This is a genomic window from Flavobacterium xylosi, from assembly GCF_042787345.1.
GTDB lineage: Bacteria > Bacteroidota > Bacteroidia > Flavobacteriales > Flavobacteriaceae > Flavobacterium > Flavobacterium xylosi.
On the sequence record NZ_JBHZPZ010000003.1, the window covers coordinates 35194 to 62190 of the forward strand.

Sequence of the window (26997 nt, forward strand, 5' to 3'; positions counted from 1 at the left end):
AAAATGATTCCATCCCCTACTAAAATTGTGGTTATTCACGATACATTAAAGGCTAATGATCCTCTAATTATTGAGCTAATTGATGAACACGGGAAAGACAATGTAACTTTAATCGAGCATTCGGATGAAGGTTTGCAATATGTACTTAAAAACCGCACTCAAAAAATGATTGTAATTTTGGACTTAGATCTTCATGTAGACGAACTGCAAGGTATAGAAGTTTTTAGAGCAATCAGAAAAGAAACTTCACTTGTTTATATAATTATTTGGACAGCTAAGGATGTAAATAGTTTATCAAAAGACAATTTAGTAGAATTAGTTAATAACGATTTTCTATCTCTAGAACACAGCACAACAGATTATGGTAAAGTTCTTCCGCTTGTAACAAAAGCTCAACATCAATTAGAAGTTCGTGTAGATACAATTTTAGAAGAATGGATATCAACTTTAAGTTTAGAAGAAAGAGCTAAACCATTTATGATGAATACTGATGGTGAATATACATTAGACCAAATAATTAAAAGTATTAGATTAGGAGAAACATTAGGTCGTACTATTGAAAGGAATATTTTAAAATTGGCGGTAAGTCTTTTAACCAAACAAAAGATTAAATTCAATGATTAAAACATTAATTTCTTACGATGATCAAGATCATACACTTGGTGCTTATTTTCAAAAAAGCTATGAAAAACTAACATCAAGAATAATAAATCCAAAAATAACACCAAATTTCCTCGATGGCAGTTTGTGCACATTTGATGGTGTGCGTAACGGCATTGATGCGTATAATTCAGATAAATTTGTTTTTGTAGCATTTTCACATGGAGATGAAGATTGTCTTCAAACCAGTAGCGAATCTTATGTTGACAGAACTAATTGTCTCTCATTTAAAAGTTCCTTATTTTATTCTACGGCGTGCAGTTGTTCTAGTAAATTAGGTCCAGAACTGATTGAGAATGGTTGCTATTCATTTATTGGATACAGCGATAAAGTCTTAATACATCCGGATTATCATAACGATTTTATTGATTGTGAAATTCATGCAATTGTTGAATTCCTAAATACTGAAATTACAATAGGTGAAGCATACAAAAGTATGAATGATAAATATGATGAGACCGTATTACGTTTAGTAAGTGGCTCTATGGTCGATACTTTAATAGCGTCAACTTTGGTAGGTAATCAGAGTTTATTAGCTATACTTGGTAATAAGGATTTGACACTTTCTGATTTAGATAGTGACTAATTAATATTTCTTTATTAGATTTAGATATGATAGAAAACAATAAGGATTTATTTTTTTACTGATTGACACTTTTTTATCTATATAACGCACAAATCTATAAGTATTGCTGACAGCTGTAAAAAGTTAAATAAAGATGCATAATAATAGCATCTTTATTTAACTTTTTATAATGTTATTGATCTTAATCAAAATCTAATAATTCTCTGGGGTGTTTTCCAAGTCCTTTTGCTAAATCTAATAGTGTAGTAAAAGATAAATTTCTTTTGCCATTTTCAATATCGCTTATAGTAGCTTTAATAAGTTTATCGCTATTTAATGCGACAAGATCCTGACTTAAATTTAGCTCAGTTCGAAGTTTCTTGATATGCAAACCGAATTTTTTTAGCTTTTCCTCCTTATGTTTTTCCATTGTTTAGCTTTTAAACAAAAGGCGTTATATTTTTTTTAAAAAATGTTATAAGAACTTATAACAAATAACTATTTTTTGTTATATTTGTTTATTATTGAAATTATTATTAGATAATATTTGCTTAGAGCATTTAAATAAATAAATTTGCGATTCTTCATATAAAAATATTTGAAGCATTCGCTTAGAATCTCGTTCCAAAAACTGGTACTTTTAGCACGCGAGATGATAAGTAAGATGCTCACGTCCCATGGCGTGGGCTCACTTATTCGTGTGCGGGTATACCAGTACCTTGGAGCGATATAAGATGAGTTCCATGCCATTTTTTTGGCCACTATTTTGGCATTACTCAACTTCATTCTTAGCGTTACAACTTCATTTACAAGTCTCGCAATTTGCTATTTATTCATTATTAAAAAAATTAATGCTAACGAACAGTGCTGCCTATGATTGTATAAACTATTACTCACTAGAAAAACACCTGCACCGAAAGGCCCTTTGAACAGAACACCTAGTTAATTTAATTTGAATTCGTTAATAAAAGGTGCAGGTAATTTAGCCGAAATATCAACTCATAACTCATAAATGATTAACCGATAACTTAAAAAACGCCTATGAAATACTACAAACAAATTCAAATAGGAATAATTTTACTTTTTATAGTAACGATGTGCCTGTGGCTTTATAGTTGCCATTGTTTCACCGAAATAGATTTTCCTAAGTAGCAGTTTATAAAACCTGCCCTTTATCAAAACTTAAAAACAGCTAAATCAGCCTATGATAAAATATAATAGTGCGGTTGTTTTCCACCACAGGGGACAAGCTGCGCCTCGCAATGACATAATAAATAAAAAAAGGCCCTCCAACCGTCTGGACAACTGAAAAGAGGACCAATGCTAACAAAACTAACGTTTCATATAACTATACCAATATTATGAATAAATTTTCATTTTACAAGGGTAAATGGTGGATTCCTATTTTTCTATGGGTCTATCTTATTCTTACACCATTATTTTCTTACGGTTCGATATGTGTCGTAAAGTCAAAAGTCGAAAGTCATAAAGTAATTCCCTCGACTGTGCTCGGGATGACGCAATCTATTGTAATTACCGGAACTGTAAGAGACAGTCAGGGTGCGATGCCCGGTGTTACTGTATCTGTAGCCGGAAAATCAACAGCCACTATTACCGATTATCAAGGTAAGTATAGTATAACGGCCACGGCCACTGATATTCTTGTTTTTTCTTTCGTAGGGTATACTACATTAAATATTCCTATAGCGGGTCGTACGGTAGTCAGTGTACACCTACAAGAAGATGCCACCCAACTGCAGGAAGTGAAAATTAATGCGGGCTACTATAGTGTAAAAGAAAAAGAACGCACCGGAAGTATCGCTAAAATTTCAGCAAAGGACATTGAGAAACAACCTGTAACGAATGTACTTGCTACTATGCAAGGCAGGATGGCAGGGGTTGATATTGTTCAAGACAGTGGTTCTCCGGGTGGTTCTTTTAGCATTAAAATAAGAGGACAAAATAGTTTGCGTGCTGATGGGAACCAGCCCTTGTATATTATTGATGGTGTTCCTTATTCCTCGGAAACTATTGGATCTATTGCCACCTCTGGTACTGCGCCAACCTTAACCAGTCCCTTAAATTCGATTAATCCCTCAGATATTGAAAGTATAGAAGTATTAAAGGATGCTGATGCTACAGCTATCTATGGTTCACGCGGTGCTAATGGAGTTGTACTGATTACTACCAAAAAAGGAAGGGCAGGAGCGACTGCATTTACTTTAAATACTTCGACCAGTTTTGCCAGTGTAACCCGAACTCCTAAACTGATGCGTACGCAACAGTATCTTGCGATGCGCCAGCAGGCTTTTGCCAATGATGGAATTACTGTTTATCCGGATTATGCCTATGATGTGAACGGCACTTGGGATGCGAACCGCTATACTGATTGGCAGGACGCACTTATTGGCGGTACTGCGGAAATAAATACTTTGCAAGCCTCAGTATCAGGCGGGAGTCAACGTACACAATATTTGTTGAGTGGTAATTATAGAACAGAAACAACTGTATTTCCGGGTGATTTTAAATATAACAAAGGGGCAATGCATTTTAATATGAATCATGCCTCTGACGATGATCATTTTAAAATTGTTTTTTCGGCAAACTACACATCACAAAAAAACAATCAACCTGCTATGGACCTTACGTCAGTTTCACTGACACTGGCTCCTAATGCCCCTGCGCTGTATGATGCCGATGGCAGTTTGAACTGGGAGAATAGCACATGGAATAATCCGTTGGCAGTATTGGAATCGGAATTTGATTCGAGAATAAATGATTTAACTGCAAATACGGTACTGTCTTACCAATTATTAAAAAGTTTACAGTTTAAAACCAGTTTGGGTTATTCCGACTTGAACAGTAATGAGAGTCGCACACAGCCCTCTACGATGTATAATCCTGCCTACGGTTTAGGGAGTGAGTTTTCGTCGCTTAGTACTAATTATACTTCGCGAACTTCATGGATTGCGGAACCTCAACTCAACTGGAGTACAGCAATAGGAAAAGGAAAAATAGAAGCTTTGTTAGGCAGCACTTTACAACAACAAAAAACGGAGCGTCTTTTTCTGAATGGTTTTGGTTTTACGAGTAATAATTTGATTCATGATTTGGCTTCGGCTTCTGTCAAAACTATTGACTTGAGTGATGAAACGGTGTATAAATATCAAGCTTTTTTTGCCCGAATCAATTATTCTTGGGATACCCGTTATATTCTTAATATTACGGGTCGACGCGATGGTTCGAGCCGCTTTGGACCCGGAAAACAATTTGCCACTTTTGGAGCTGTAGGCGCTGCATGGTTGTTTTCTAACGAAGCACTTTTAAAAGATAACACGATTCTTAGTTTTGGAAAGCTGCGAACCAGTTATGGTACTACCGGAAATGATCAAATAGGTGATTACCAATTTTTGGATACTTATTCTTCCTCGGGTATCGCTTATCAGGGTACTATAGGTTTACAGCCTGTTCGCTTATTTAATCCAGAATTTGGATGGGAAACCAATAGAAAGTTTGAAGTTGCCTTGGAAACCGGTTTTTTGAAAGACCGATTGTTTTTGTCTGCGGCGTATTACCTTAATCGGTCATCAAATCAATTGGTAGGTGTTCCGTTGCCGGGCATAACCGGATTTAGCGCCTTGAATGCTAATCTTGACGCAACAGTACAAAATAGCGGATTGGAATTTACGTTGCGAACGGTTAATTTTCAGCGTAAGCATTTTGAGTGGACTACCAACTTTAATATTTCCGCCAGTCGCAATAAACTGGTTTCCTATCCGGGGCTTGAAAGTTCTTCTTATGCTACTACTTATGTTGTGGGCGAACCTACAACGATCATCAAATTGTACCGCTATATTGGTATGAATCCCACAACCGGTGTTTATCAGTTTGAAGATGCAAATGGTGATGGCGTGCTTACTTCTATTGGAGACCGAAAAACCATAGCTGATTTGAGTCCGCGATTTTTTGGTGGATTGCAAAACCAATTTAAGTTGGATCGATTGCAACTGGATTTTCTATTTCAGTTTGTGAAACAAGATGCGTTTACCGCTATGCCCGGTGTTCCCGGTATGGCAGTTAATCAATTGACAAGTGTTAGCGATAGTTCCAATCAACAACCCTATACGGCTGGAGCCAATGGAGCTGTTATTAGTGCCTATTATCGATATGTTTTGAGTGATGGAGCTGTGCAAGATGCTTCGTATGTGCGCTTGAAAAACGTGTCGTTAACCTATGATTTACCTGTAAAAATCACTACTGATTTTCGATGTCAATTGTATGTACAAGGACAAAATGTATTGACGTTTACCAAGTTTGCTAACGGAGATCCCGAGTTTAAATTTAGCGGTTACTTGCCTCCGTTAAAAGTATATGCTGCCGGAGTGAAACTGACTTTTTAATTTTAAACTTATATATTATGAACTATTTTAAAATAAGAATATTATTGCTTTTGTTTTTTTGTGGACTTGCAGGATGTGACCACTTTGTTGATGTAGAGGTTCCAACTTCGCAACTAACGGGGCGTGTCGTTTTTGAAGACAGAAGTACCGCCAATGCTGCAATGGTTGCTGTTTATTCAAAACTACGTGACAGCGGATTGCTGACAGGAACCGGTATTGGTTCTGGAGTATGTTTGGGATTGTATGCCGATGAATTGATTTATTATGGCACTAATGATGATAATGTATCTTTTTTGTTCGGGAACACTTTACTGTCAACTACCTCGATTGTATCTCAAAAATGGAATGAAAGTTATCATCAGATTTATTGCGCTAATGCCGTTATTGAAGGTTGTCAAAATTCGACATTACTATCAATTAATGATAAGAATCAGTTTATTGGAGAAGCTACATTTGTTAGAGCTTTAGTACATTTTTATTTGATGAACTTGTATGGCGATTTACCTTATATCACCACTACAAATTATGAGGTAAACAGAGTTGCGCCCAGAATGGCTACTGCTCAAGTGTACGATTTAATTATTGCAGATTTGGAGCAAGCAATTGCTTTACTACCCGAAGCGTATATTACTGCCGACCGCGTTCGACCAAACCGCTCGACTGCCTCCGCTTTGTTATCCAGGGTTTACTTGTATAAAGGGGATTGGGCGGCAGCTTCGAATGCCGCTTCGGCTGTATTGAACAATACTGATTATGTGTGGGAAAATGATATTGATAAAATATTTTTAAAGGAAAGTTCCGCTACGATATGGCAGTTTTCTCCAATGTCAGAAGGTACTAATGCAGATGAAGGTGCCAGCTTTATTTTTCAGAGCGGACCTCCACCGAATGTTGGGCTTAGACCTGAATTAGTTCATTTATTTGACTCTAATGACCTTAGGAAAACACATTGGATCGCTACCATAACTGACGGAATAAATACGTGGTACCATGCTAATAAATTTAAACAAAATTCTAGTACCGGAAGTTCAGTGGAGTATTCCGTTGTCTTTCGATTAGCCGAGCAATATCTTATTCGTGCTGAAGCACGAGCTCGACAAGGAGAGCTAACAGGAGCAAAAGAAGACCTAAACAAAGTGAGAAATACAGCAGGACTGTCAGACACTCCAGCGACTACTGCGGATGAAATAATTGCTGCCGTACTTCAAGAGCGACGATTTGAGTTGTTTACCGAATATGGGCATCGTTTTTTTGATTTGAAAAGAAGCGGTGCTTTAGATACCTTTTTGCCATTAGTAAAATCCGGATGGAATAGTACGGACCAACTGTGGGCTATACCAGAAATAGAACTTTTGTCTAATCCGAATTTCACTCAAAACCCTGGCTACTAATGAAAACATCTTTTTTACCGGTTATTTATGGTGTACTTACCATAATCCTAATTGGGTTAGTTCCCTGTTCCGTAAAGGGACAAGTACTAACTAAGCGGCAACTTACCGAAACAGATTATCCGCTTTGGAGTACGATGGGTTTAGAGCGATTATCCGAGAAAGGAAATTGGGTTAGTTATAAAATGTCATATGAAAATAATGTTGACACTATGTTTGTTTTACATACAAAAACACTAAAAAAGTTTGTTTTTCCCACTGTAAGAGTTGGACAATTTCTGGGAGAAGACGCCTTTGTCTTCCAAAGAAAAGAGGCATTAGTATTGTTTAGTTTGAGTAAATCTATTGAGCAAATTATTCCTAATGTAGAACGTTATAATTTTGCGGCGGATGGTCGTTTCCTTGTTACCTTGGAAAAAGGGACTACTCTTGTAATCAGGAAAAATGGGCAAGTGCTTGACAGCATTGAACATGTAAATGAGTATCAATGGAATACTGAAAGTACCAAGGTGGTTTATGCGACTTCAGAAAACGGAACGGGAGCGGTTGGGTACATAAGCTTAATGGGAAATTTTGCCAAACACACTATCATGAGACCTGCAGTACAAACTTTTAAGGTGTTGAAATGGCAAGATAGAGGGAAATCAATAGCTTTTTATGGAATTGACAACGGGAATGAGGAACTTTATTATTATGATTTGGTTGCGGATCATTTAAAGATTCTAAAATCTTCTGATAAAAATTTCCCTACAGGTATGAAGATAACTCCCGATCAAAATGTAGCATTGAATGTTTCGCGTGATGGAAAGAAAGTCTTTTTCGGGATTGCGAATAGTATTGCTAAAGACACTACCATTTTATCTGGAGGTGTTGCCATTTGGAATGCTAAAGACAAAATGATTTATCCAAACAGGAAGCTGCTGGCAACAGTGAGTTATCCGCAGTATTTGGCTGCATGGAATCTTGAAAGTAATGTTGTGCAACAACTGAGTACAGAACAGCAGCCTTGGGCTATGTTAACAGGAAAGCAAGATTATGCTCTTGTTGCTGACTCGTATCAGTATGAACCACAATACAAATGGATTGCTGATATGGATTATTATCTGCTGAATATTGAAACCGGAACCCAGGAATTATTTTTAAATACGCAGTCGGGATATATGGATCAAATGGGTATTTCTCCTGACGATCTTTACATTACTTATTACCGTGAAGGTGATTGGTGGGTTTACAACGTAAAGACTAAAGAACATACCAATGCTACTAAAGGTTTAAACATCAGTTGGGATAATAGAACGAATGACCCTGGAACTGAATTAAGAGCATGGGGACAACCGGGTTGGACAACAGACTGTAAGTCTATTTTATATTATGACTACTACGATATTTGGGCTATTTCTCCTGATGGAACGCAACGGAAACGACTCACACAAGGCAGAGAAAAGCAGTTACGCTTTCGATTTGACACTTCTGCAATATCTGATCGGCAAGAATTTAATTATTCGGCTGTTGCATTTTATAGTTATGACCTTTCTAAGAACGTATTACTTACTGCACTGGATATGTATAGCGGCGCTAATGGTTACTATATGTTACAGCCCAACAAAGGAATTACCCCTTTTGTTATGGGGAATAATTCCACCAGTAAACTTCAAAAAGCAAAAAATAGTGATGCCTATATTTATGTTTCACAGCAATTTGATAATCCGCCAAGTCTGCTATTTAAAAAAGGTGCTGATTCAACTGTTTTGTTACAAAGCAATGTGCATCATAAAAACTACCAATGGGGTAACTCGAAAATGATTCACTATCGCGACAGTAAAGGCAATCTTTTGAATGGTGCTTTATTTTACCCTGCTAATTATGATGTTACAAAGCAGTATCCACTGATTGTTTATATTTATGAAATAGTCTCTCGTGATGTTAACCAATATGTCAATCCGACAATTCACAATACATTAGGTTTCAATATAACAAATCTGACAACCAATGGTTATGCTGTTTTGTTAGCGGATATTGCTTTTGAAAAAGGAAATCCTGGATATTCTGCCGTAGATTGTGTTACCGCTGCCACTAATGAAGTTATAGAAATGGGAGTTGCTGATTCTGGAAGAATTGGGTTAATGGGGCATTCGTTTGGTGCGTATGAAACTAATTTTATCATCACGCAAACCAATATGTTTGCTGCTGCTTTAAGTGGTTCAGGAGTTTCTGATACTATGGGGCATTATTTTACTATTAATACTGACGATAATTTAATTGATTGTTGGAGACATGAAAACCAACAATATAGGATGGGTAGTTCCTTTTTTGAGAATCAGGAAGGGTATTATCGAAATTCTCCATTGCTTAATGCCAGTACTATAACCACTCCCTTATTGACATGGGCAGGCAAGTTAGATGAAAATGTACAACCCAGACAATCGGAGACCTTTTATGCTGCTTTGAGACGGTTGAAAAAAGAACATGTTATGTTGGTGTATCCTAATGATGGTCATATTTTCTATAACTCTAAAAATCAAGAAGATTTGACTCAAAAAGTCACTAATTGGTTTGGTTGTTATTTGAAAGGTGAACCAAAGTCAAAGTGGATGAAAAGCGATGTTGATCAATAGTAAAAAGAATATGCAGTTTCTTTTGAAAGGAAACTGCATATTACAATTTTAGAGCTTAGTGAAGAACCTTGTACAGGTTCACACTACAAGCATTTGAAGCGTTTTTTTTCCAAACTTGTCTAGGAATTGCTTCACTTGACATACAGGTTTGACCTGTGTTTAAAGGAGTACAATCTACCGTCGCTTCAAGACAGTTTGCAGGTGATGGGTTTTGGATAAAACCAGTAATTGCAACTGATTTCTTTGCTTCCTTAACTTTTGCCTCGTTAGTGCTAACCGCAGCAGCACTCGCTAATGTGAATGCCAATACAGGCAAGATCACTTTTACAATTGTTTTCATAATATTACAATTTAAATTACATTTTTGATCTACTCTTTTTTACAGGTTTTCGATCTCAATCCTGCTACCGGCCAGGTAATTTTTTTTATTGTTTTGTTTTTTCTTGGATGGAATTTGATGTAGTAACTAAATGTTTGCTTAATCGGTATTTGTGTAAGTGATGGCCTATAATTGCATATAAATTATTTCCTGAAACCAGCATGGCTTTTACCTTTGATTTGTTGACATCATATATGTAAATACTTGATAAATAAGTGTTTTTTCCTATATGATAAACATCAACAATTGAAGCTTCTTTCCACATTTCTTTTGGTTCATAGCGTCCGATTAGCTTAGAATTTACAAAAAGTAAATTGTTAGAAAAAGCAGTAACCTGATTTATCGTGGATGGAAGTGAAGCTATTTTTCTTTGCCCAGTTTCTTTTATGAATACCACTTTGAGTTTTGCTTTAGTAGTAGTGTCAATTGTATTACCTCGATAATTCAAGTTACCGTTTTTGTCGGCGACTATAAATTGGTTGCGGTAGTAATAGATATACACCAATTTTTGAAGTTGCGAATCATAGTGCATTATGCCGTCCGTATCAAAGAAACCATCAATTTGTTTCTGTAGCAGGGTGGGAGCATAGTGTACATTCAAGCTATCGGTGAAGGTGAAGGTTCCCAATATGTTGTTTAATGATTTTACCTCCTGTGCCCGGAATACGATTTTGTCTGGTGCGATAATTTCGGCTTTGGAAAAATAATAATTGTTGTCATACATGATTAATTTAGCTTTCCAGTGGGCTATATTTCCTCTGTAAATCACCGGAACTGTTCCATCCATTAGGTAAAAGTATGGGGGTATAACACGAACTTGAACCGCGCTGAATGGGAAATCTTCTCTTTCCAGTTGGATTTTATACTGGTGTTTGAGTTTCAAAACGGTATCAAAAGTGGTGATGTGGAGTGGGGCTTTACTATTGCCAAAGTAAATTGTGCTTCCGTTGACACCTGCAAAATATTGCGAATTACTCTTTAGATCGGTCTCCGCAATTTTTGTTGCTGAACCTTGTATAAAGCGTCGGATAAATGGATTTTCGCTATGCATGGTGTTTTCTGAATTAATGTATAATACCACTATTATAGATGAACCTACAATTATGATAATTATTAATTCTAAGAGCATCTTCAATTTATTTGTTGTAACAATCAAGCAGGCTTTTGCTGCCAGTATTGTAAATAGAATGTTAAAAACTAAGTGCTCTTTCCATCCTAATTTTTCCAATATCCCACCGCATGAACATGGAACAAAAGACGAATAATTGAGAATGACAATTATGTAAGCGGTAAACATCAGCATTAAAACAAAAGAGGATAAAAGCCCAATAAAACGAGTTTTAGGAAAAGCAAGAACTAAGGCAATTATGAATTCCACTATTAAAACAGCATAGGAAATAAACCCAGTATACGCACTTAATAAAGGGGACTGTCCCAACTGTGCCTGAAAGTTTTGGAATTCGAGTAGTTTACTCAATGCACTGTACACGAATAATAGAATTAATAAGACACTTATTATTTCGACAACTATTTCTTTACTCTTGGAACTATAACTTTTCATAACTCTACAGGATTAATACTGTAAAATTCTACTATTTAAATTTGTAATGTTATGCAAATCAGAACTTTCGTTATCCAAAATAGATGTGAAGATGTTCCGTAATTAATCAGTATCATTCGGGCCACGAACCACTTCACTCGGTGCATATTTAAATCTTTTTTTAAACGCTTTATAAAAGTTGAGGTAGGTGTTAAAACCATTCATTATGGCAATTTCTTTGAGTGGAATTTTTGTTTGCTCGATCATCAGATGTGCTCTTTTTAATCTTTCTTCATGATAAAAATTATAAATACTTGTTTTGAAAAATTCGCGAAAGCCAAGTTTCAATTTGTATTCATTACTATCAAACAGTACAGCTAATTCTTTAAGGGTTGGGAGTGGTTGTTCTAAGTGATTTAAGATGTAATCATAAAGATTTTGCATAATCATTGCTTCGGATTGTTTTTCTGGATTTATTTTTATGACGTACTTCGCGTCTGACAGCAATTCTTGCAAGATTGTAGTAATTGAGTTTACGATTATTTTGTCACTATAGCGCAGTCGTGAAATGGTGCAAAAAGTGGGAAGTAATTTATTATTTCCCGTTATTAAAATAAGCTGAACGGTGCTATGGTAATTGTCATCTAGTGAGGCTTCCATTTTTTTTTGATTCCAAATACCGAAGGACTGTGGCGCAATAAATTTTCCAAAGTCTACCTGAAATAATTCTTCAGATTCATAGTTCAGTGCTTCGGGAACGTGAGCATTAAAATTGCTGATTATAAAGTTATCTTCTAAGATAAATGATGTTTGCACCAAGTTTTGATAACTGTAATGCGGGTTAACGTAACCTGATTGGAGTATAATATCATGCATTTTTCCTGCAAGATTATTAAGCATTTCAGACAGTTTACCGACTTCGTCGTTTTGATCTGTTTTGATAATTCTAAAAGAGAGGTTGCCGGTTGCCATTTCAAAAAGCATTTGGTAAATCGCCTTAATCCGTTGTTGGTTTTGTTGCATATCCATAATGTAGTATTAGTGAAGATTTGTCGGAATGTAGTGGGGAAGTGGTGACAAAATTATATAATACAATTCTCTGAATCAAGAAGTATAGTGTGCAATTCGGGAATTACACACCTCATTTGGACCAGTATTTCAATAAAAAAGCATTACAATTTACTTGCAATGCTATTTAAGTTTTGGGTGTTATATTAAGTAATAACACAACGGAATTTACTTTTAAGACAGCAGAAAATCCTGCACCAAATAAAAAGTCCGTTTGATGATTTTGTAATCTTTTTTTGGTTATTTTTGAAAATGTATAAAAATAAATAAACCTTCGTCAATCTATATGAGAATGAATGTATATGGGACGGTTTGTTTAATACCTATACGTGTTGACTACAATTATAAAAATCGAACTATGAAAAGAATTTTATTACTTTTAATTTGTTTTACCGCTTTATCTTTTTCCCATAAAAATATTGAGGAATATAATTTCATTGGAAAATGGGAAGGTATCGACAAAGGTAATACCGGATGTATTGTTTTTGAAAAAGATGGAACTGCATCGATAAAAATTGGTGATAACATTTTAGGCGGTAAAGATTATTATATAAACGGAAAAAAAGCAACTATTACATATATTATCGATACTTCAACAAAACCGATCAATATTGATTTTATCATGCATTCAGAAGGTTATGAAGTACCTGGAAAATTATCATTTATTGCAGAAATAATTGATGATAATTCTTTTAAGATCGTGAGTGTTAAAGGAATTAATTCAATGCTATTAACAAGGATTCAAGAATAACTGCACACAACAGCTATGGGCGCACCACTAACAATGTAAGCTGTGTTGAACGGAACTAGAGGCAGTTTTAAAAAGCACTGTAGTTTAAATCATATATTACTTTCTAATTATCAAAATTGAGTTCGTTTGAAGGTTTTTATCCCAACGCTTCGGGAGAAATGACGTTAGCATCTATAACAAACCATAAAAAATTTATGAGAAACATTCTTTACATTCTTCTTTTTCTTCCTGTAATTAGTTTCGGACAGACTTCTATCCAAAACGATAACAAAATCTCTATCGGAACAATAGAGACCATTCAATCTAACATATTAAATGAAAAAAGAGAAATATTGGTTTATGTCCCTACTTCAGGAGGTGTTGATACTAAAACCCGCTACCCAGTTCTTTACATTTTAGATGGAGCTTCTTTTTTTCATTCTGTAACAGGAATGGTACACTATTTAAGTGCCATTGGTAAGATGCCGGAAATGATAGTTGTAGCGATAGTTAATACCGATCGAGTTAGGGACTTAACACCCACCCATAGCACGTCATGGTCGAATGGAGAACAAGATGCAACTCATTTTAAAAATTCAGGAGGTGGTGAAAAATTCATCTCATTTATCGAAAGAGAATTAATCCCTTATATTGATTCTCACTATAAAACTGAACCCTACCGCATGTTTGTTGGTCATTCTTTAGGAGGATTAATGGTGATGAATACCCTTATTAATAATCCTAAATTATTCAATTCATATGTAGCAATTGACCCGAGTATCTGGTGGGATAATAAAACTATCATGAAACAAGCTGCGATTGTTTTGAAACAAAAAGATTATACAGGGAAGAAACTATTCTTTGCTTCAGCAAATACTATGAATAAGGGAATGGATACGATCAGAGTGCTAAAGGATACGGCAAACGGCAATTTACATGTGAGGGATAATCTTCAATTCCGAGAAATACTCAAAAATAATAAAAATAATAAGCTGGACTGGAAGTGGAAGTATTATAACGATGATAATCATCCCTCAGTACTTCTTATTGCTGAATATGATGCTTTGCGTTCCTTCTTTAAAACTTATGAATTACCCAAGGATCTGGACGATCGCTCAATAAATGCGGAGTATATTATAAATCATTATCGTACTATTTCTACAATGTTAGGTTATTCACTGCTACCACCGCAAAGCATTATCAATTTTTTAGGATATAATAATCTGTCAAGCAAACTTTATGACAAAGCATACAGTTTTTTTAAAATGAATATTGATAATTATCCCGCAAGTGCAAATGCCTTTGATTCTATGGGAGACTTTTATGTTGAAAAGAACGATACCATAAATGCAATAGAATCATTTGAAAAGGCATTGTCCTTCAAAGAAGTGTCCGAAACTAGAAAGAAACTAGAGAAGCTACAAGCGAGGAAATAAAACAGCTGCTAACAGCTAGAGTTTAGTTGTGTGCGTAGCGCGAACAATGAAACTTGAGTCTAACGGAATCCGACGTAATATTAGAGACGAAGCTTCTATCGAACAATTGGTGGTTCTGGTTCTGTCTAATTTAGAAAGCATCATTGTAATGCTAATTCAACAAGGGATTAGCCAACCTCAAAGATTACAAAAATTAAATGCCCTTGCTATTAACCAAATGAAATCATTATTCAGTAGCAATTCTTTAAACAAACTCAAGTAAATGGAAACCATCAGTGACTACATGCCATCGGAGGTCAGTTTTAGGGTGTTTCCGTCACGAATGCCTGCCAAAAGATGAATAATTGTTATTTGATCACCTATATTTACTTTATAATTAACAAAATAAAGTTTGTTTAGAGGTTTTTGTCCCGATGCTTCGGGAGAACTGACATTAGTAGCAAACTGTTCTCGAAACTTAAAAAAGCATAATGGAAAAATACTTACGACAATTAATAACAATAGAATTTGATGACAAAAAAGAAATCTTTAGTGGTTTTCTCATTGATTGGACAGAAGATTGGATTTTACTGAAAAATAACCCTTTTGATTTTATAATTGATGGCTATACGATATTAAAAAATGAAAATGTAAAGTCAATTATTCAAGACAAGGATCATGAATTCACAGAAAGGGTAATTAAACTAAAAGGTTTAAAAACAAGTGCAGCCGAAATAATTCCGCTTAAAGATTTGTCTTCAATTACAAATTTTCTGGCTAATAAATATGAGATTTTTCAGATTGCAAAAAAGTCAGACAAAACTGTTTATCTAGGTAAACTTATAGAACTAAATGAGGAAGAACTAGTAATAGATTTTTTGGGAACCGAAGGAAAATTTGAGGGTGAAATGACTTTTAAGCAAAACAAAATAAGAGTTATAGAATTTGATACTGATTATATCAATTCTTTGAAACTAATTGTTGACGAAGAAAAGAAAAAGTAAGTGGCTAATTTAATGCCAGCTTTTTGGATTTGTGATTGAATTGTTATGGCCATAGGATTATATAGGAAAAGATGCTGTGAGGTGTCTTTTTTGTTTTTATGGAGAAAAGGAATACTTATCAATTCGGGATTAAAGCTTATCAAAAACAGATTTTCTGATTTCATGCTAAAAAAGGAAATTTTATATCTTCTGTATTTGAGGTATGGAATGGTATGAAAAAATAGGATTTATTTTTTTTTGGTTTTTAGGTCTTTACCTGAGGGGAAGATTTATGAGCTTAGGAGGGATTATTTTTGTAATGATAGTTGGAAGAGTAATTGGAAGATATAGAAGATGCTGAGAGGTGTCTTTTTGTTATGATTAGAAATCCTTTGTAATTTACAACTTAATCCTTCATATATGTATTACAGTCAATTTACCGACAAAACAAAATTATTGTTTGTACATTTGCGACGATGAAAGGATACATTAAAATAGTACTTCTAATTCTAATATCGTGTTGCTATGTCAACACCGTATTTGAATTTTCGGAGACCGAGGAGAAGGCTAATTTTAAAAATGAAAGTCATACCTATATTCAACAATTTTGTAGTCAAATCTTTGCAAAGAGCATAACACAAAGTATTCCGCATTGCGACATTAATTGTAACACGCCAATTCAATTTCATTTAAATGGAATTCTACCTGCATCTAAATGCATTTCATTATACAAAAGCTCTTTCTTTCCAAAACGGGATAAGCTTTTTATCCTATATTCTTCTTTCTTGATTTGATGATTTTCTGATTTGTCTTTTTCAGGTAATTGCTACGCAGTTTCCATTTTTACTATTTCAGAACAATTTTATTTAAATTTAAAATGAAGAAAATAATATTCATTCTTTTGCTATTTCCATTTTTAGCAACAGCCCAAAACACTTTTAAAGCCATCATCAAAGATGAAAAAACAAAAGAAGCACTTGACAGCGTTTCCGTATTTCTAACCGGAACTCAAAGCGGTTCCACTTCTGAGGAAAAAGGATTTGTAGTAATTGAAAACATTCCCAACGGTAAGCAAACCATTGTTTTCAGTTCTTTTGGTTACCGAAAAACGGAAAGAAACATTTTATTTCCTCAAAATGAAACCATTGTAATATTTCTAGAACCATTATCGGAAGAATTAGAAGAAGTTAAAGTTACTTCAACGAGAAGTAGTCGAACAATAAAAAACACTCCAACTCGAATCGAAGCGATTGCAGCGGGAGAATTAGAAGAAAAATCTTCAATGCAACCAGGGAATATAAAAATGTTGCTTACTGAAAGTACGGGAATTCAAACGCAACAAACTTCCCAAGTTTCAGGAAGTGCGAGTATTCGTATTCAAGGTTTAGACGGAAAATATACGCAACTTTTACAAGACGGATTTCCTTTATATTCAGGTTTTGCAAGTGGTTTGAGTATTTTGCAAATTCCACCATTGAATTTAAAACGTGTAGAAGTTATCAAAGGTTCCACTTCAACACTTTATGGCGGCGGAGCCATTGCGGGATTGATAAACTTGATTACAAAAGAACCAACCGAGACAAGAGAAATTTCGTTTTTAGCGAATATAAATCAAACACAGGCATTGGATTTAAGCGGTTTTTATGCTGAAAGATATAGAAAATCAGGACTTACAATGTATGTTTCAAGTAATTCCCAAAATGCTTATGATGTAAATAATGATGGATTATCGGATATTCCAAAATTTGACAGATATACGATAAACCCAAAATTCTTCTATTATCCAAACGAAAAAACAACAATTAGTTTTGGTGTAAACGCAGGATTTGAAAACCGAATAGGTGGTGATATGCAAGTAATTGACAACAAATCAGATGCTACAAATACGTTTTTTGAACGAAATAACAGTAATCGATATTCGACACAAGCAAAATTTGAAAAAACATTTGACAATAAAAATATATTGACAATTAAAAATAGTGTTGGGTATTTTAACCGAAAAATTGAAAAGCAAGCGTATAATTTCGAGGGACAGCAAATAGCTACTTTTACAGAAGCTAATTATCTAATCCCAAACGAAAAATCAGAATGGAATTTGGGAGCGAATTTAGTTTCGGATAATTTTAAGCAAATTAATTTAGTCGCTGATAAATTAGATTATTACAATGCAACTTTAGGTGTTTTTGCTCAAAACAATCTGAACATAACCGAAAAATTTATTTTGGAAAGCGGTTTACGTTTAGACATTACAAACAGTAGCAATGTTTTTGTTTTGCCTCGTTTATCATTACTGTACAAAATCAACGAAAAATTATCTTCAAGATTTGGCGGTGGTTTAGGCTACAAATCACCTACCATTTTCTCGGAAGAAACCGAAGAAAAAGCGTTTCAAAATATAAATTCACTGGACTTTTCAAAAGTCAATCCTGAAAAATCATATGGATTAAATGCTGATGTCAATTATAAAACTACCATTTTTGACGAAGTAAGTTTTGCCATTAATCAAATGTTTTTTTACACCATTATCAAAAATCCGTTAGTTCTTAATCCAGTTCCGTTTTCTATAAATTATGCCTTTGAAAATGGCACTGGAAATATAGAAACCAAAGGTTTTGAAACAAACGTAAAGCTTCGTTTTGAGGACATTTCCTGTTACATTGGTTACACTTACATTGACGCAAAAAGAAATTTTGATAATAACTCAAGCGTAAATCCATTGACAGCAAAACATAGAATAAACACAAACCTAATGTATGAGTGGGAAGAAAAATTGCGAATTGCTTACGAGGTTTTTTATGTTGGAAACCAGTATTTGACAAACAACGAAAAAGTTAGGGATTATTGGGTTATGGGAGTTTCGGGAGAATACAAGTTTAAATATTTTAGTTTATTCTTGAACCTTGAAAACTTTTTAGACAGCCGACAATCTAAATGGGAGTATATGTATTCGGGAACAATTCAAAACCCACAATTTAGAGAAGTTTACACGCCAACAGATGGATTTATATTGAATGGCGGAGTTAAAATTAGGTTATAATAGTTTAGATATAAGCACTACACAACATTGGCAGCCATTGCCGACTTCTCTAAGAATCTAAATCGACACTAAATAACATAAAAATCGACCTCGCTTAAGTCATTTTAAGCGAGGTTTGTTTTTGGAAACAATGTTTCTTTAGTACTTGATTTCATAACGGATAAACGCTCCTTCCATTAGCTCTTGTTCTGCTCTTGAAATTTATAAGTTAATAGGTGTGTCTCTCCAATTAGAAACAATTACTATCTGTAACCAAAAAAATAAAGTAGCTTTGAATATTATTAGCAGACATCGAAAATTTGTAGTTTCAAATTCGCAACTTTCTCAAAAATAAAGCATTATGATTAAGTTTGTAAAAATTAATTGACATGGATCAAAAAATATTCTTTTCTGTAAAAACCTTAATTATTAAAAACAATACGTTTTTAGCGGTTTATAATCTCAAAGATGGTCGAAAATTATGGGACTTGCCCGGTGGTAGAATGGAGTTTGGTGAAACTGCCGAAGAAACGCTGAAAAGAGAAATATTTGAAGAACTGAAAATTGAAATTAAACCCATTAAAGTGATTGATACTTGGAATTATATGCATAATGATAAATGTCAAATTACAGGTATTATATACTTTAGTGAGATGATGACAGATGCCATTTATTTATCTGATGAACATGAAGGTTATGAATGGATAGGGTTTAAACAAATAGATGAAATTTTCTCGAGGGATTTTCTATTGGAAAAAATGCAACTGTGGGATTGGGATTCTATTATTGATCACAAAGTTAGATTTACTAAATCAGTAATTATAAATAATCCATAACCTATGAGACAAAAAGCACAATCGCCTAATAACGGAAAGCTAAAAAAAAACGGCAATGCAATTAATAGATAAACTAAAGCAACAAGCAAGACAATTAAAATCGGAAGCACAAGTTTTGATTTTAGCCTATTCTGACAAACGGACACCGCTGCCTGCAAAAATTCTCATAGGACTAACAGTTGGCTATTTGTTAAGTCCGATTGACTTGATACCTGACTTTATTCCGGTTATAGGCTATCTTGACGACTTACTTATTGTACCTCTTCTAATTACACTTTCTATCAAACTAATTCCCTCAGTCGTTTTGACAGAAGCTAGACAAAGTATAAAATTTAATCCGAAAAAAATTAAAAAAAAACAATTGGATATTTGCAGCAATTATCATTTCAATTTGGTTGGCACTTTTTTACACGGCTTACAGACATTTTAGTTATTTATGGAAATAAGAAACAAAAGTCTGGACATATTTATTGTATAATAACAAATATCCTTAATCAATGTCTTTAACCGTTTTTTCAACAATTAAAAGAAATTGATTATGATTGGAATTATAATAGGTCATATTGTTTTTGGAATTTAGTTGAGGTGTTTTTAAAGAAGAGCAAAATAATAAATACTTTTGAAAAGTTTCTGTCTTAAAAAGATAGGCTTTTAATATATTAAAATACAAACTCAAGCGTAGTATAAAAAGTTCTAGTATCAGATGGTATTATTCCGGGACCGGGATAACCAGTCGCTCTTCTTGTAAAATAACTATTGTTTGTAAAATTAGTAATCCCAGCTTCCAGTTTCCATTTTTTCCATTTGTAGGAAGTTGAAAAATCAGCTACATAATAGGCAGGAATTTGACCAAAAATACCATACGTATTGTCATTCATATCTGTTTTACTGTTGTTTGCTTCCGTAAATTGAGAAGATACATAGGTAAATTGTACACTCGAAATAAAATTTTTATATCCAATCCCTGTTCCTGTTTTTAAGTTGTAAAGCGGTACGAATTCCACTTTATTTCCTTCAATATTTGGTGCGTCCGATTTTAAATATTCCGAATCTGTAATAGCGATATTGGAGAATACATTCCAAACAAAGTTCTCTTTTTCTTTGAAAAAAGTTTTATTCAAACTCCAATCAAACATCGTTTCGAAACCATAAGTCACGGCTGTTCCTATATTGTCCCGAAACCTTACAATTGCCGCTGAACCATTGGGGTTTCTGGTTTCATATTCGCCTATTTTGTCATCATAATACAATCCGTATATACTGGCATCAAATGTTACTTTATCTCCTAATTGTCCGCGTACTCCGATATCTGATGTATAGCCTTTTTCGTCCGTAATATTTTCATCAATCACTTGACTTGGGCTTACGGTTCGAATATCGTTGAATGTTACCGAACGATAGTTTTGTGAAATATTCCCATAAAACTCTATTCTATTCAATGGTTTATAACTTAATCCTATACCTAATAAAACAAAATTTCTGTCTTTTATATTATTTTCCAACTTGGTTTCATCTAAAATTACATTTCCGGCTAAATCCAGATTTATTTTTCGATAAGAACCTTCTGCTTTTGTTTTTATTTTTTCAAATCTAAAACCAGGTGTTATTGAGAAATTATGTGTTATCTTAAATACATTTTCTCCAAAAACAGATACATTCAAGTTGGGATACGTATAGTTGGATTGATTTTGATAAAAAGGGAATTCAGTATCAGCAACGTTAAAATTGGCATCACTACCCGAACTTCCCGGACCTTGAATTCCTGAATTTTTGGATTGATAATATTTGGCTCCAATTAAAAAAGCACTGGTATTTTCTTTTATTTTGTACCGTTTTAAAAATCGTGCTTCTGCTCCCCAATTGACAAATTTACCTACTATTAAATCTCTTTCCGTACCTACTACATCAGGATTAGAAACCCTATTAGAACGATAACCAACTGCTTTTCGACTAGCATCTAACCCAAATAATTGCAATGAAAAATCGGCATTAGCATTAAATTTATGTTTTAATCGTAATGCATATAAATTCCAATTTACAGCAAACCAATTTCGGGTTCTATTGCTTTGCGTAGGGTTTTCGTTAAACATCACATCAGTTAATCCCCCGGCTTGTTGGGCTAAATAATTAAAATAAGTGTAGTCGAAATGCAATGATGTTTTATCGTTGAGCTGATAATTTAGATTTCCAAAATAGTTTTTGCTTTCAAATTCAGAATTGGGTCTAAAACCATTTCCTTGTTTGTAATTATAAAAGGTGTAGTAACTGAATTTATCTTTTGTACCGCTTAATGAAGTAAAATTGGTGAACAATCCATAAGACCCAATAGTATTTCTTGTTGTAAATTCGAATGGTTTTTTGCTTGGTGTTTTTAATTTAAAATTGACTAATCCTCCAAATTGGGTTCCGTATTGCAATGATGCTGCACCACGAATTACTTGGATTTCTTCTAATGCTTCCGTTGGTGGTGCATAATAACTTTCGGGATAACCCAATACATCCGCACTAATGTCATAACCGTTTTGGCGGGTGTTAAAATTGGATGTTCGGTTTGGATCTAATCCTCGACCACCAATACTTAATTGCAAACCGCCATCGGAACTTTCATTGATTGTTAATCCTACAACTTGAGCAAATATTTGACGTGCATTATTGGTTGCCTTGTTTGCCGTTAGTTTGTTTAAGGAGATTACTTCGGTTTTCTTTCCGGCATAAATGGCCGTTTCATCAATATCTTTTAATTTATTGAGTGCAAATATTTTTTCCTTTTGTGTATTGATAACCACTTCCGAAAGGTTTGTGACTTTATCCAAAACAATAACAATGCTTCCATCAGATGTTGAAACTATTTTTTCTAAAACAGCATAGTTTTCTTTGTGAAAAACAAGTTCATAATCACCCGATTTTTCTAATTCGATTGAAAACTCTCCTTTAGAATTAGATAAATATTTAGTTCCGGAAGTTTTATTATATACTTCAACGAAAGATAGTATTCTACCATTGTCAGCTTTAGTTATTCCTGAAATTTTATATTGGGAAAAACTATTTATGGTAAATAATAAAAGTAGAATGCAACTAAAATCCTTTAATTTCATCGTTAAAAGGTAATATCCAAGTTTTGTGTTTGAAAGTTTCATTTTCTTTGGCTAAATTTATTGTTGGATTGATATATTTTTGACTTAATCTTCCATTGAGAGCGACATAGCTTTCTACTCTAACTTCGGGGTCGTGAATGCCTTGTTTTTGATAATAATCGTGTAAAAAATGTGCATATTCTAAAATAAAATCTGGTTGAAACGACATTTGTTTTTCCTGAAAAGTGGTTAAAAAATGTCGGTTGTTTATCATTATAGTTTCTTTAGTTTTTGTATTGGTAACAATAAATTGGGTGTAACCAGCTTTTTCCATAAGCATCACGCGCCAAGAAAACCGAAAACCTTCTTCTGTCCAAAATAATTCGTCCGGATACAATAAATATCGGAAAGGAATCAGTAACTGAAAAGCTAAAAAACAGGTTAAAAAGGCTATTTTAGTATTATAAATCCCATTGAAATTCTGAATTTTTTCTTTTCCGTTCTCAAAAACAATTATACTGAAATTGAATAATTTTGAAATAAATTGTAAACACTTTTTATGAAAATCCGCATCAAAAAAGAGTAATGAACTTACAATCATTATATACGGAAAAACACCAATGGGGAAAAGAATTTTAGTCAGAATGTGAAAGACTACCACTAAAACAAAAGCAAATAATCGGGTTCTCTTATACAGTAATAAAAAAGGAATACTTAAATCGTAAATCATCCCCGTCCAGCTAAATACATAGTGCACCCAATTCTCATTTAATAAAGAACCAATTAGGGGTAAATTTGAATTATTGGGCAACCAGATTTTGAGCGGCATCGCTTCAAAAAGCCAGTCGGAATTGAGTTTTGCCAAACCTGCATAAAAATATACAATACCTAACAACAATTTTAAAATATCAATAGTCCAACTCGGGATTTTCTGATGGGCAATTTTAGGGTTCCTAGAGGCATCAATTGAAAAATAGGCATTTGCCGGTAAAAATATCAGTATAAAACTCACAACCGTAATAAAATAATAATGGTTCAGGTACGTGGTTTTATCCATAAATTCAATGTAGGTAAAGCTCAGGAAAAAGGTAATGATCGATAATTTATATTTGTATCCAATGGCGACAAATAAAGCAGCTAATCCTGAAATAAAAAATAATAAATAGGTATAATTCCCTAGCGGTTTAACCCACTCAAAGCCATAATACGTAAAGTGAAATTGGGGTTGGATATAAAATTTATCAATCCAACCATAACTTACAAATCGTATTAGACTTAAAACCATCATAAAGCCAAACGCTAGCCTAAAAAAAGCTAGCGTTGATGCCTCTGAATATTTATTTAGATATTTTGTTATACTAAAACCCATAATTAATCTCCATCGCCATCTACATAATCAATAGTGATGTTTAATGCTTGCATCATATCTAGTTTTGTGTAGATTACATTTTGCTGTAAAGCATCATAAGCGGCAATCATTTTTGAATTGTCAGTATTTACTTGTTGTGAAAAACTGTTGTTCAAGTTAGCATTTACATTATAAATAGTTGCAAATTGATTGTTTATAATATCACTCAATTTTTGACCATTTCTGATGGCATTTAAAAAATCCAAATAACTTTTTAGACCTTCACCTGTAGCTGTACTATTGAAATGTTTTCCATTAAAAAAATATTGTTGCGCTTTTAGGGAAACATTTAACAACTCTTTAGAAATATCATTTTTATAGTAACCTTCTACTTTTTCTGGATATTTAACGCCACTTGAAAAAACACCTGCCGGAATTCCTATTTTACCTGTACGAATATCTTTTTCAAGATTTTTTACAAATAGATTTGTTGTTTTGTTTACTGAACTGCTTACCGAAGTCCCGTTGTTCGCTACGTAACTATTTCTGAAACTTGAATTCCAATCGGTTACAACTGCATCAACATTAATTTTTAGTTTGCTTACAACAGCTGTTAAATACTTCTTGTAATTTGCAGCATTTGCATTTGTAGCATAAAAACCAACAATTGAAGCATCATTTGCACCCAATCCATTTAACAAATAATCCAATGCTGGAAAACCTTGTTTATCAAATTGAGACAACAATGCCAGATTGTAAGTTCCGGATGAAATATTTGATTCAATACCAATTGCGTTAGTTGGATAGGTATTGGAAGCCATATTAAGATTAATTTCTTCTGCTTTACCCAAATTATACATCGATATATATTGATATGCTTTGTAAGCTTCCAGCCAAGAAGTTCTAACAGTTTGGAGATTTGCTTCAGTTGAATTATCAACAAAAGTATTTACGTTAGTTACCAATATTTGTACTTTCGCTTGATAATTTACATAACTTGGAACAATGATATTATCAGCCCAGTTGCTTAAAAGTGCGGTTCTATTGTAATTATTCCCGTCAGTATTGTTTTCTCCTTCATTTGAAGAGCAGGCTACAACTAAAGTAATGAGACTTAAAATTAATAGGATCTTTTTCATTTATTAAAAAATTTTGACAAAAATACAAAAAGCAAGAGAAGATAAATTCTCTTGCATTGTTTTTTATTGAATTAATTTACCGTTGCAGCTTGAGTTACCGTAAAACCAAATTTCGTTGCAATTTGTGCAGATATAGTATCTAATTTTGCTCCCAAAGTATCTATAGCCCACAAACCATTTGTTCCGCTTACCATAGAAGCCAACATAGCATCTACTTCTACTTTTGTAAAGTAAGGACTGTTTGCTCCCGGTTTATTTGTGTAACGTAGAGACATGATAAATCCATAAGCTTCTGATAAAGCGTGGAAAGCTTTTGCTCCTCCATCGCCTTGAGCTAATTTTGCTTTTCCTTCTTGAAGATAAAAAACACTTCTAACTGCAGGAACCATTGCTAATTTTGCTTTGATAATATCGATTTGAGCGTCACGAACTTTATAATCATTAGCTACGATTGCTGCTCTACCTTTACGGAAAGCCAACTCAATATCTGCTTTAAGGGTATTAAAATCGGTATCGGCATTAACTTGATTGATGTAACTACTCCAGAATTTGAAAACATTTGGTGTAACACTTAAATTATCTGCACCATAAATATAGCCATAAGCTTCATCCCAATTATGCTCCATTTCAGTATAACTCTTTCCAGTTAATAATACTTTGTTCGTGTTGTCAACTTTATTAGTACCGCCATCAAGCTTGTTTAGACTTAAATAATTATTAGCTATTTGATCCATAAAGCAAGCCCCCATCATTCCTTTTAATAATACTTGTTGTGGCTCTAATCCGTTTGCCGCAAGTAATCGTTTGCTTGTTCCATCTAAATAAACACCTGCAACACCCGCAGAAGCAGTTGCTCCTTGACTAGCGGCATCACCATTGTCGAATTGGGTTTCAAATAAATCACGAACACTTACTTGTTCAGCTATTGAACCACCACCAAGATATAATGAAAAATAATCTTTTGAAGCAGCCGTTTTATCTTTTAATTGTTTCCCTGAAGCGTTTAAACCTGTTCCAGTAAAACGGTTATTGACATTAGCATACATATCAGATAGTACTGCATCATCAGCTACAGTTCCGTTTGTTGCGGCTGTACTAAAATATTTCCCCATTTCATCGAGCATTAATAAACGACTTGATTGCCCTGAATAATCTACAGAAGTTACGGCGTTTCTTTCGAATGTGTAAGTTGCCGGAACAGTATAATTATAAGTTTCTTCAACTGGTCCATTATCATCATTTGAACAAGAAGCAAGTGCTAATAGCAAAATTGGTAATGCGGAAAGAGATAATTTTTTAAAGTCCATTTTAGTTAATTTAGATTGAATTAAAATAATTTTATGCAAATATAAAACCTAAACGATAACAAACAAATTTTTATTTAAATTTATTCTAAATAAAATTAATGCTTTAACAAGCAACAGGTATCGCAGATTACTGATGCATATACGCACCTGATAACTAAACTAGGTATTTATATCTCTTGTTCAATGATTTGTGATATTTGTAAAATTTACGAAAATGCGGCTGAAGAATTAGAAACATTACTACAATATCTTAAAAACTACATAATAGGAATTTATCATACAATAAAGGAAATATGAAACCTCCCGCTGAGGGTGACTGTTGTGCCATTCATTTCAAAGTATATCTACTATTTCTTTTGCATACGTTCAATTTCTGCGTGCTGCTGTTTCATTTTTTCATTATATGGTTTTTGTCTTTTTTCGAAAGTGACTTGTTGCTGATTGAGTTCTTTGTTATTTGAACAAGTTTTTTTTCTAAGCCAGAGTTTTATTGTGATTATAAGTCAAGAGAGCCAATAATGATGTAATACTTAA

Annotated in this window: 20 protein-coding genes; 12 read left to right on the top strand and 8 right to left on the bottom strand. The window is 33.8% G+C overall.

The features are described 5' to 3' along the window. Positions 1 to 3: 3 nt before the first annotated feature. Positions 4 to 624, top strand: coding sequence for a response regulator (locus ACFX5E_RS03045; protein ID WP_379853695.1), 621 nt, complete (start codon positions 4 to 6; stop codon positions 622 to 624). Next, complete coding sequence (locus ACFX5E_RS03050) at positions 617 to 1246, top strand: hypothetical protein (RefSeq protein WP_379853696.1); 630 nt, start codon at positions 617 to 619, stop codon at positions 1244 to 1246. Before ACFX5E_RS03045 ends, ACFX5E_RS03050 begins: the two co-directional genes overlap by 8 nt. Before the next feature lie 181 nt (positions 1247 to 1427). On the opposite strand, the gene ACFX5E_RS03055 is transcribed toward ACFX5E_RS03050, so the two are convergent. Continuing rightward, entirely contained in the window at positions 1428 to 1655 is a 228-nt protein-coding gene (locus ACFX5E_RS03055; protein WP_379853697.1) for a helix-turn-helix domain-containing protein, read from the bottom strand. Between the two features lie 931 nt (positions 1656 to 2586). Here ACFX5E_RS03055 and ACFX5E_RS03060 point away from each other — a divergent pair. Genes ACFX5E_RS03060 through ACFX5E_RS03070 form a run of 3 tightly spaced genes read left to right on the top strand, consistent with a single transcriptional unit; the run spans position 2587 to position 9628 of the window. Next, positions 2587 to 5625: a SusC/RagA family TonB-linked outer membrane protein gene (locus ACFX5E_RS03060; protein ID WP_379853698.1), complete on the top strand. Its 3039-nt coding sequence runs from the start codon at positions 2587 to 2589 to the stop codon at positions 5623 to 5625. Positions 5626 to 5642: 17 nt separating this feature from the next. After that, positions 5643 to 7016 (top strand): RagB/SusD family nutrient uptake outer membrane protein, encoded by a 1374-nt coding sequence (locus tag ACFX5E_RS03065; protein WP_379853699.1) that lies wholly within the window; start codon positions 5643 to 5645, stop codon positions 7014 to 7016. Continuing rightward, positions 7016 to 9628, top strand: a complete 2613-nt coding sequence (locus tag ACFX5E_RS03070) for a S9 family peptidase (RefSeq protein WP_379853700.1) — start codon at positions 7016 to 7018, stop codon at positions 9626 to 9628. Before ACFX5E_RS03065 ends, ACFX5E_RS03070 begins: the two co-directional genes overlap by 1 nt. 55 nt (positions 9629 to 9683) lie before the next feature. On the opposite strand, the gene ACFX5E_RS03075 is transcribed toward ACFX5E_RS03070, so the two are convergent. The 3 genes from ACFX5E_RS03075 to ACFX5E_RS03085 form a co-directional block, all read right to left on the bottom strand. Further along, positions 9684 to 9968, bottom strand: coding sequence for a DUF6520 family protein (locus ACFX5E_RS03075; RefSeq protein WP_379853701.1), 285 nt, complete (start codon positions 9966 to 9968; stop codon positions 9684 to 9686). A gap of 85 nt (positions 9969 to 10053) precedes the next feature. Further along, entirely contained in the window at positions 10054 to 11568 is a 1515-nt protein-coding gene (locus tag ACFX5E_RS03080; protein ID WP_379853702.1) for a DoxX family protein, read from the bottom strand. Positions 11569 to 11670: 102 nt separating this feature from the next. Further along, entirely contained in the window at positions 11671 to 12576 is a 906-nt protein-coding gene (locus ACFX5E_RS03085) for a helix-turn-helix transcriptional regulator (protein WP_379853703.1), read from the bottom strand. A gap of 397 nt (positions 12577 to 12973) precedes the next feature. On the opposite strand from ACFX5E_RS03085, the gene ACFX5E_RS03090 reads away from it, so the two are divergent. The 7 genes from ACFX5E_RS03090 to ACFX5E_RS03120 all read left to right on the top strand — a co-directional run bounded on the left by ACFX5E_RS03090 (position 12974) and on the right by ACFX5E_RS03120 (position 20025). Further along, on the top strand, positions 12974 to 13366 hold the full coding sequence (locus tag ACFX5E_RS03090) for a hypothetical protein (RefSeq protein WP_379853704.1): 393 nt from the start codon (positions 12974 to 12976) through the stop codon (positions 13364 to 13366). A gap of 194 nt (positions 13367 to 13560) precedes the next feature. Further along, positions 13561 to 14781, top strand: a complete 1221-nt coding sequence (locus ACFX5E_RS03095) for an alpha/beta hydrolase-fold protein (protein WP_379853705.1) — start codon at positions 13561 to 13563, stop codon at positions 14779 to 14781. A 46-nt stretch (positions 14782 to 14827) separates the two neighbouring features. After that, on the top strand, positions 14828 to 15043 hold the full coding sequence (locus tag ACFX5E_RS03100; RefSeq protein WP_379853706.1) for a hypothetical protein: 216 nt from the start codon (positions 14828 to 14830) through the stop codon (positions 15041 to 15043). A 208-nt stretch (positions 15044 to 15251) separates the two neighbouring features. Beyond that, positions 15252 to 15764, top strand: a complete 513-nt coding sequence (locus ACFX5E_RS03105; RefSeq protein ID WP_379853707.1) for a hypothetical protein — start codon at positions 15252 to 15254, stop codon at positions 15762 to 15764. Positions 15765 to 16620: 856 nt separating this feature from the next. Next, positions 16621 to 18780: a TonB-dependent receptor gene (locus ACFX5E_RS03110; protein WP_379853708.1), complete on the top strand. Its 2160-nt coding sequence runs from the start codon at positions 16621 to 16623 to the stop codon at positions 18778 to 18780. Positions 18781 to 19148: 368 nt separating this feature from the next. Further along, positions 19149 to 19595 carry an NUDIX hydrolase gene (locus ACFX5E_RS03115; RefSeq protein ID WP_379853709.1) on the top strand — a complete coding sequence of 149 codons (447 nt, stop codon included), beginning with the start codon at positions 19149 to 19151 and terminating at the stop codon, positions 19593 to 19595. 55 nt (positions 19596 to 19650) lie between these two features. Then, positions 19651 to 20025, top strand: a complete 375-nt coding sequence (locus ACFX5E_RS03120; RefSeq protein ID WP_379853710.1) for a YkvA family protein — start codon at positions 19651 to 19653, stop codon at positions 20023 to 20025. A gap of 229 nt (positions 20026 to 20254) precedes the next feature. Here ACFX5E_RS03120 and ACFX5E_RS03125 read toward each other — a convergent pair whose 3' ends face one another. From ACFX5E_RS03125 to ACFX5E_RS03140, 4 genes are all read right to left on the bottom strand, one after another. After that, positions 20255 to 22690: a TonB-dependent receptor domain-containing protein gene (locus ACFX5E_RS03125; RefSeq protein WP_379853895.1), complete on the bottom strand. Its 2436-nt coding sequence runs from the start codon at positions 22688 to 22690 to the stop codon at positions 20255 to 20257. Then, positions 22671 to 24038 carry an HTTM domain-containing protein gene (locus ACFX5E_RS03130; protein ID WP_379853711.1) on the bottom strand — a complete coding sequence of 456 codons (1368 nt, stop codon included), beginning with the start codon at positions 24036 to 24038 and terminating at the stop codon, positions 22671 to 22673. Before ACFX5E_RS03130 ends, ACFX5E_RS03125 begins: the two co-directional genes overlap by 20 nt. 2 nt (positions 24039 to 24040) lie before the next feature. Next, complete coding sequence (locus ACFX5E_RS03135) at positions 24041 to 25156, bottom strand: imelysin family protein (protein WP_379853712.1); 1116 nt, start codon at positions 25154 to 25156, stop codon at positions 24041 to 24043. Between the two features lie 71 nt (positions 25157 to 25227). Further along, the gene (locus tag ACFX5E_RS03140; protein WP_379853713.1) at positions 25228 to 26463 is read right to left on the bottom strand and encodes a DUF4856 domain-containing protein; all 1236 of its coding nucleotides are present in this window, start codon (positions 26461 to 26463) and stop codon (positions 25228 to 25230) included. Between the last annotated feature and the right edge of the window lie 534 nt (positions 26464 to 26997).

Excerpts from the sequence above, each read along its gene's own strand:
- ACFX5E_RS03120 (WP_379853710.1), top strand. The coding sequence starts at position 19,651 with ATGCAATTAATAGATAAACTAAAGCAACAAGCAAGACAATTAAAATCG.
- ACFX5E_RS03105 (WP_379853707.1), top strand. The coding sequence starts at position 15,252 with ATGGAAAAATACTTACGACAATTAATAACAATAGAATTTGATGACAAA.
- ACFX5E_RS03080 (WP_379853702.1), bottom strand. The coding sequence starts at position 11,568 with ATGAAAAGTTATAGTTCCAAGAGTAAAGAAATAGTTGTCGAAATAATA.
- ACFX5E_RS03045 (WP_379853695.1), top strand. The coding sequence starts at position 4 with ATGATTCCATCCCCTACTAAAATTGTGGTTATTCACGATACATTAAAG.
- ACFX5E_RS03085 (WP_379853703.1), bottom strand. The coding sequence starts at position 12,576 with ATGGATATGCAACAAAACCAACAACGGATTAAGGCGATTTACCAAATG.
- ACFX5E_RS03115 (WP_379853709.1), top strand. The coding sequence starts at position 19,149 with ATGGATCAAAAAATATTCTTTTCTGTAAAAACCTTAATTATTAAAAAC.
- ACFX5E_RS03070 (WP_379853700.1), top strand. The coding sequence starts at position 7,016 with ATGAAAACATCTTTTTTACCGGTTATTTATGGTGTACTTACCATAATC.
- ACFX5E_RS03075 (WP_379853701.1), bottom strand. The coding sequence starts at position 9,968 with ATGAAAACAATTGTAAAAGTGATCTTGCCTGTATTGGCATTCACATTA.
- ACFX5E_RS03065 (WP_379853699.1), top strand. The coding sequence starts at position 5,643 with ATGAACTATTTTAAAATAAGAATATTATTGCTTTTGTTTTTTTGTGGA.
- ACFX5E_RS03090 (WP_379853704.1), top strand. The coding sequence starts at position 12,974 with ATGAAAAGAATTTTATTACTTTTAATTTGTTTTACCGCTTTATCTTTT.
- ACFX5E_RS03130 (WP_379853711.1), bottom strand. The coding sequence starts at position 24,038 with ATGGGTTTTAGTATAACAAAATATCTAAATAAATATTCAGAGGCATCA.
- ACFX5E_RS03060 (WP_379853698.1), top strand. The coding sequence starts at position 2,587 with ATGAATAAATTTTCATTTTACAAGGGTAAATGGTGGATTCCTATTTTT.
- ACFX5E_RS03100 (WP_379853706.1), top strand. The coding sequence starts at position 14,828 with ATGAAACTTGAGTCTAACGGAATCCGACGTAATATTAGAGACGAAGCT.
- ACFX5E_RS03135 (WP_379853712.1), bottom strand. The coding sequence starts at position 25,156 with ATGAAAAAGATCCTATTAATTTTAAGTCTCATTACTTTAGTTGTAGCC.
- ACFX5E_RS03140 (WP_379853713.1), bottom strand. The coding sequence starts at position 26,463 with ATGGACTTTAAAAAATTATCTCTTTCCGCATTACCAATTTTGCTATTA.
- ACFX5E_RS03050 (WP_379853696.1), top strand. The coding sequence starts at position 617 with ATGATTAAAACATTAATTTCTTACGATGATCAAGATCATACACTTGGT.
- ACFX5E_RS03095 (WP_379853705.1), top strand. The coding sequence starts at position 13,561 with ATGAGAAACATTCTTTACATTCTTCTTTTTCTTCCTGTAATTAGTTTC.
- ACFX5E_RS03125 (WP_379853895.1), bottom strand. The coding sequence starts at position 22,690 with ATGAAATTAAAGGATTTTAGTTGCATTCTACTTTTATTATTTACCATA.
- ACFX5E_RS03110 (WP_379853708.1), top strand. The coding sequence starts at position 16,621 with ATGAAGAAAATAATATTCATTCTTTTGCTATTTCCATTTTTAGCAACA.
- ACFX5E_RS03055 (WP_379853697.1), bottom strand. The coding sequence starts at position 1,655 with ATGGAAAAACATAAGGAGGAAAAGCTAAAAAAATTCGGTTTGCATATC.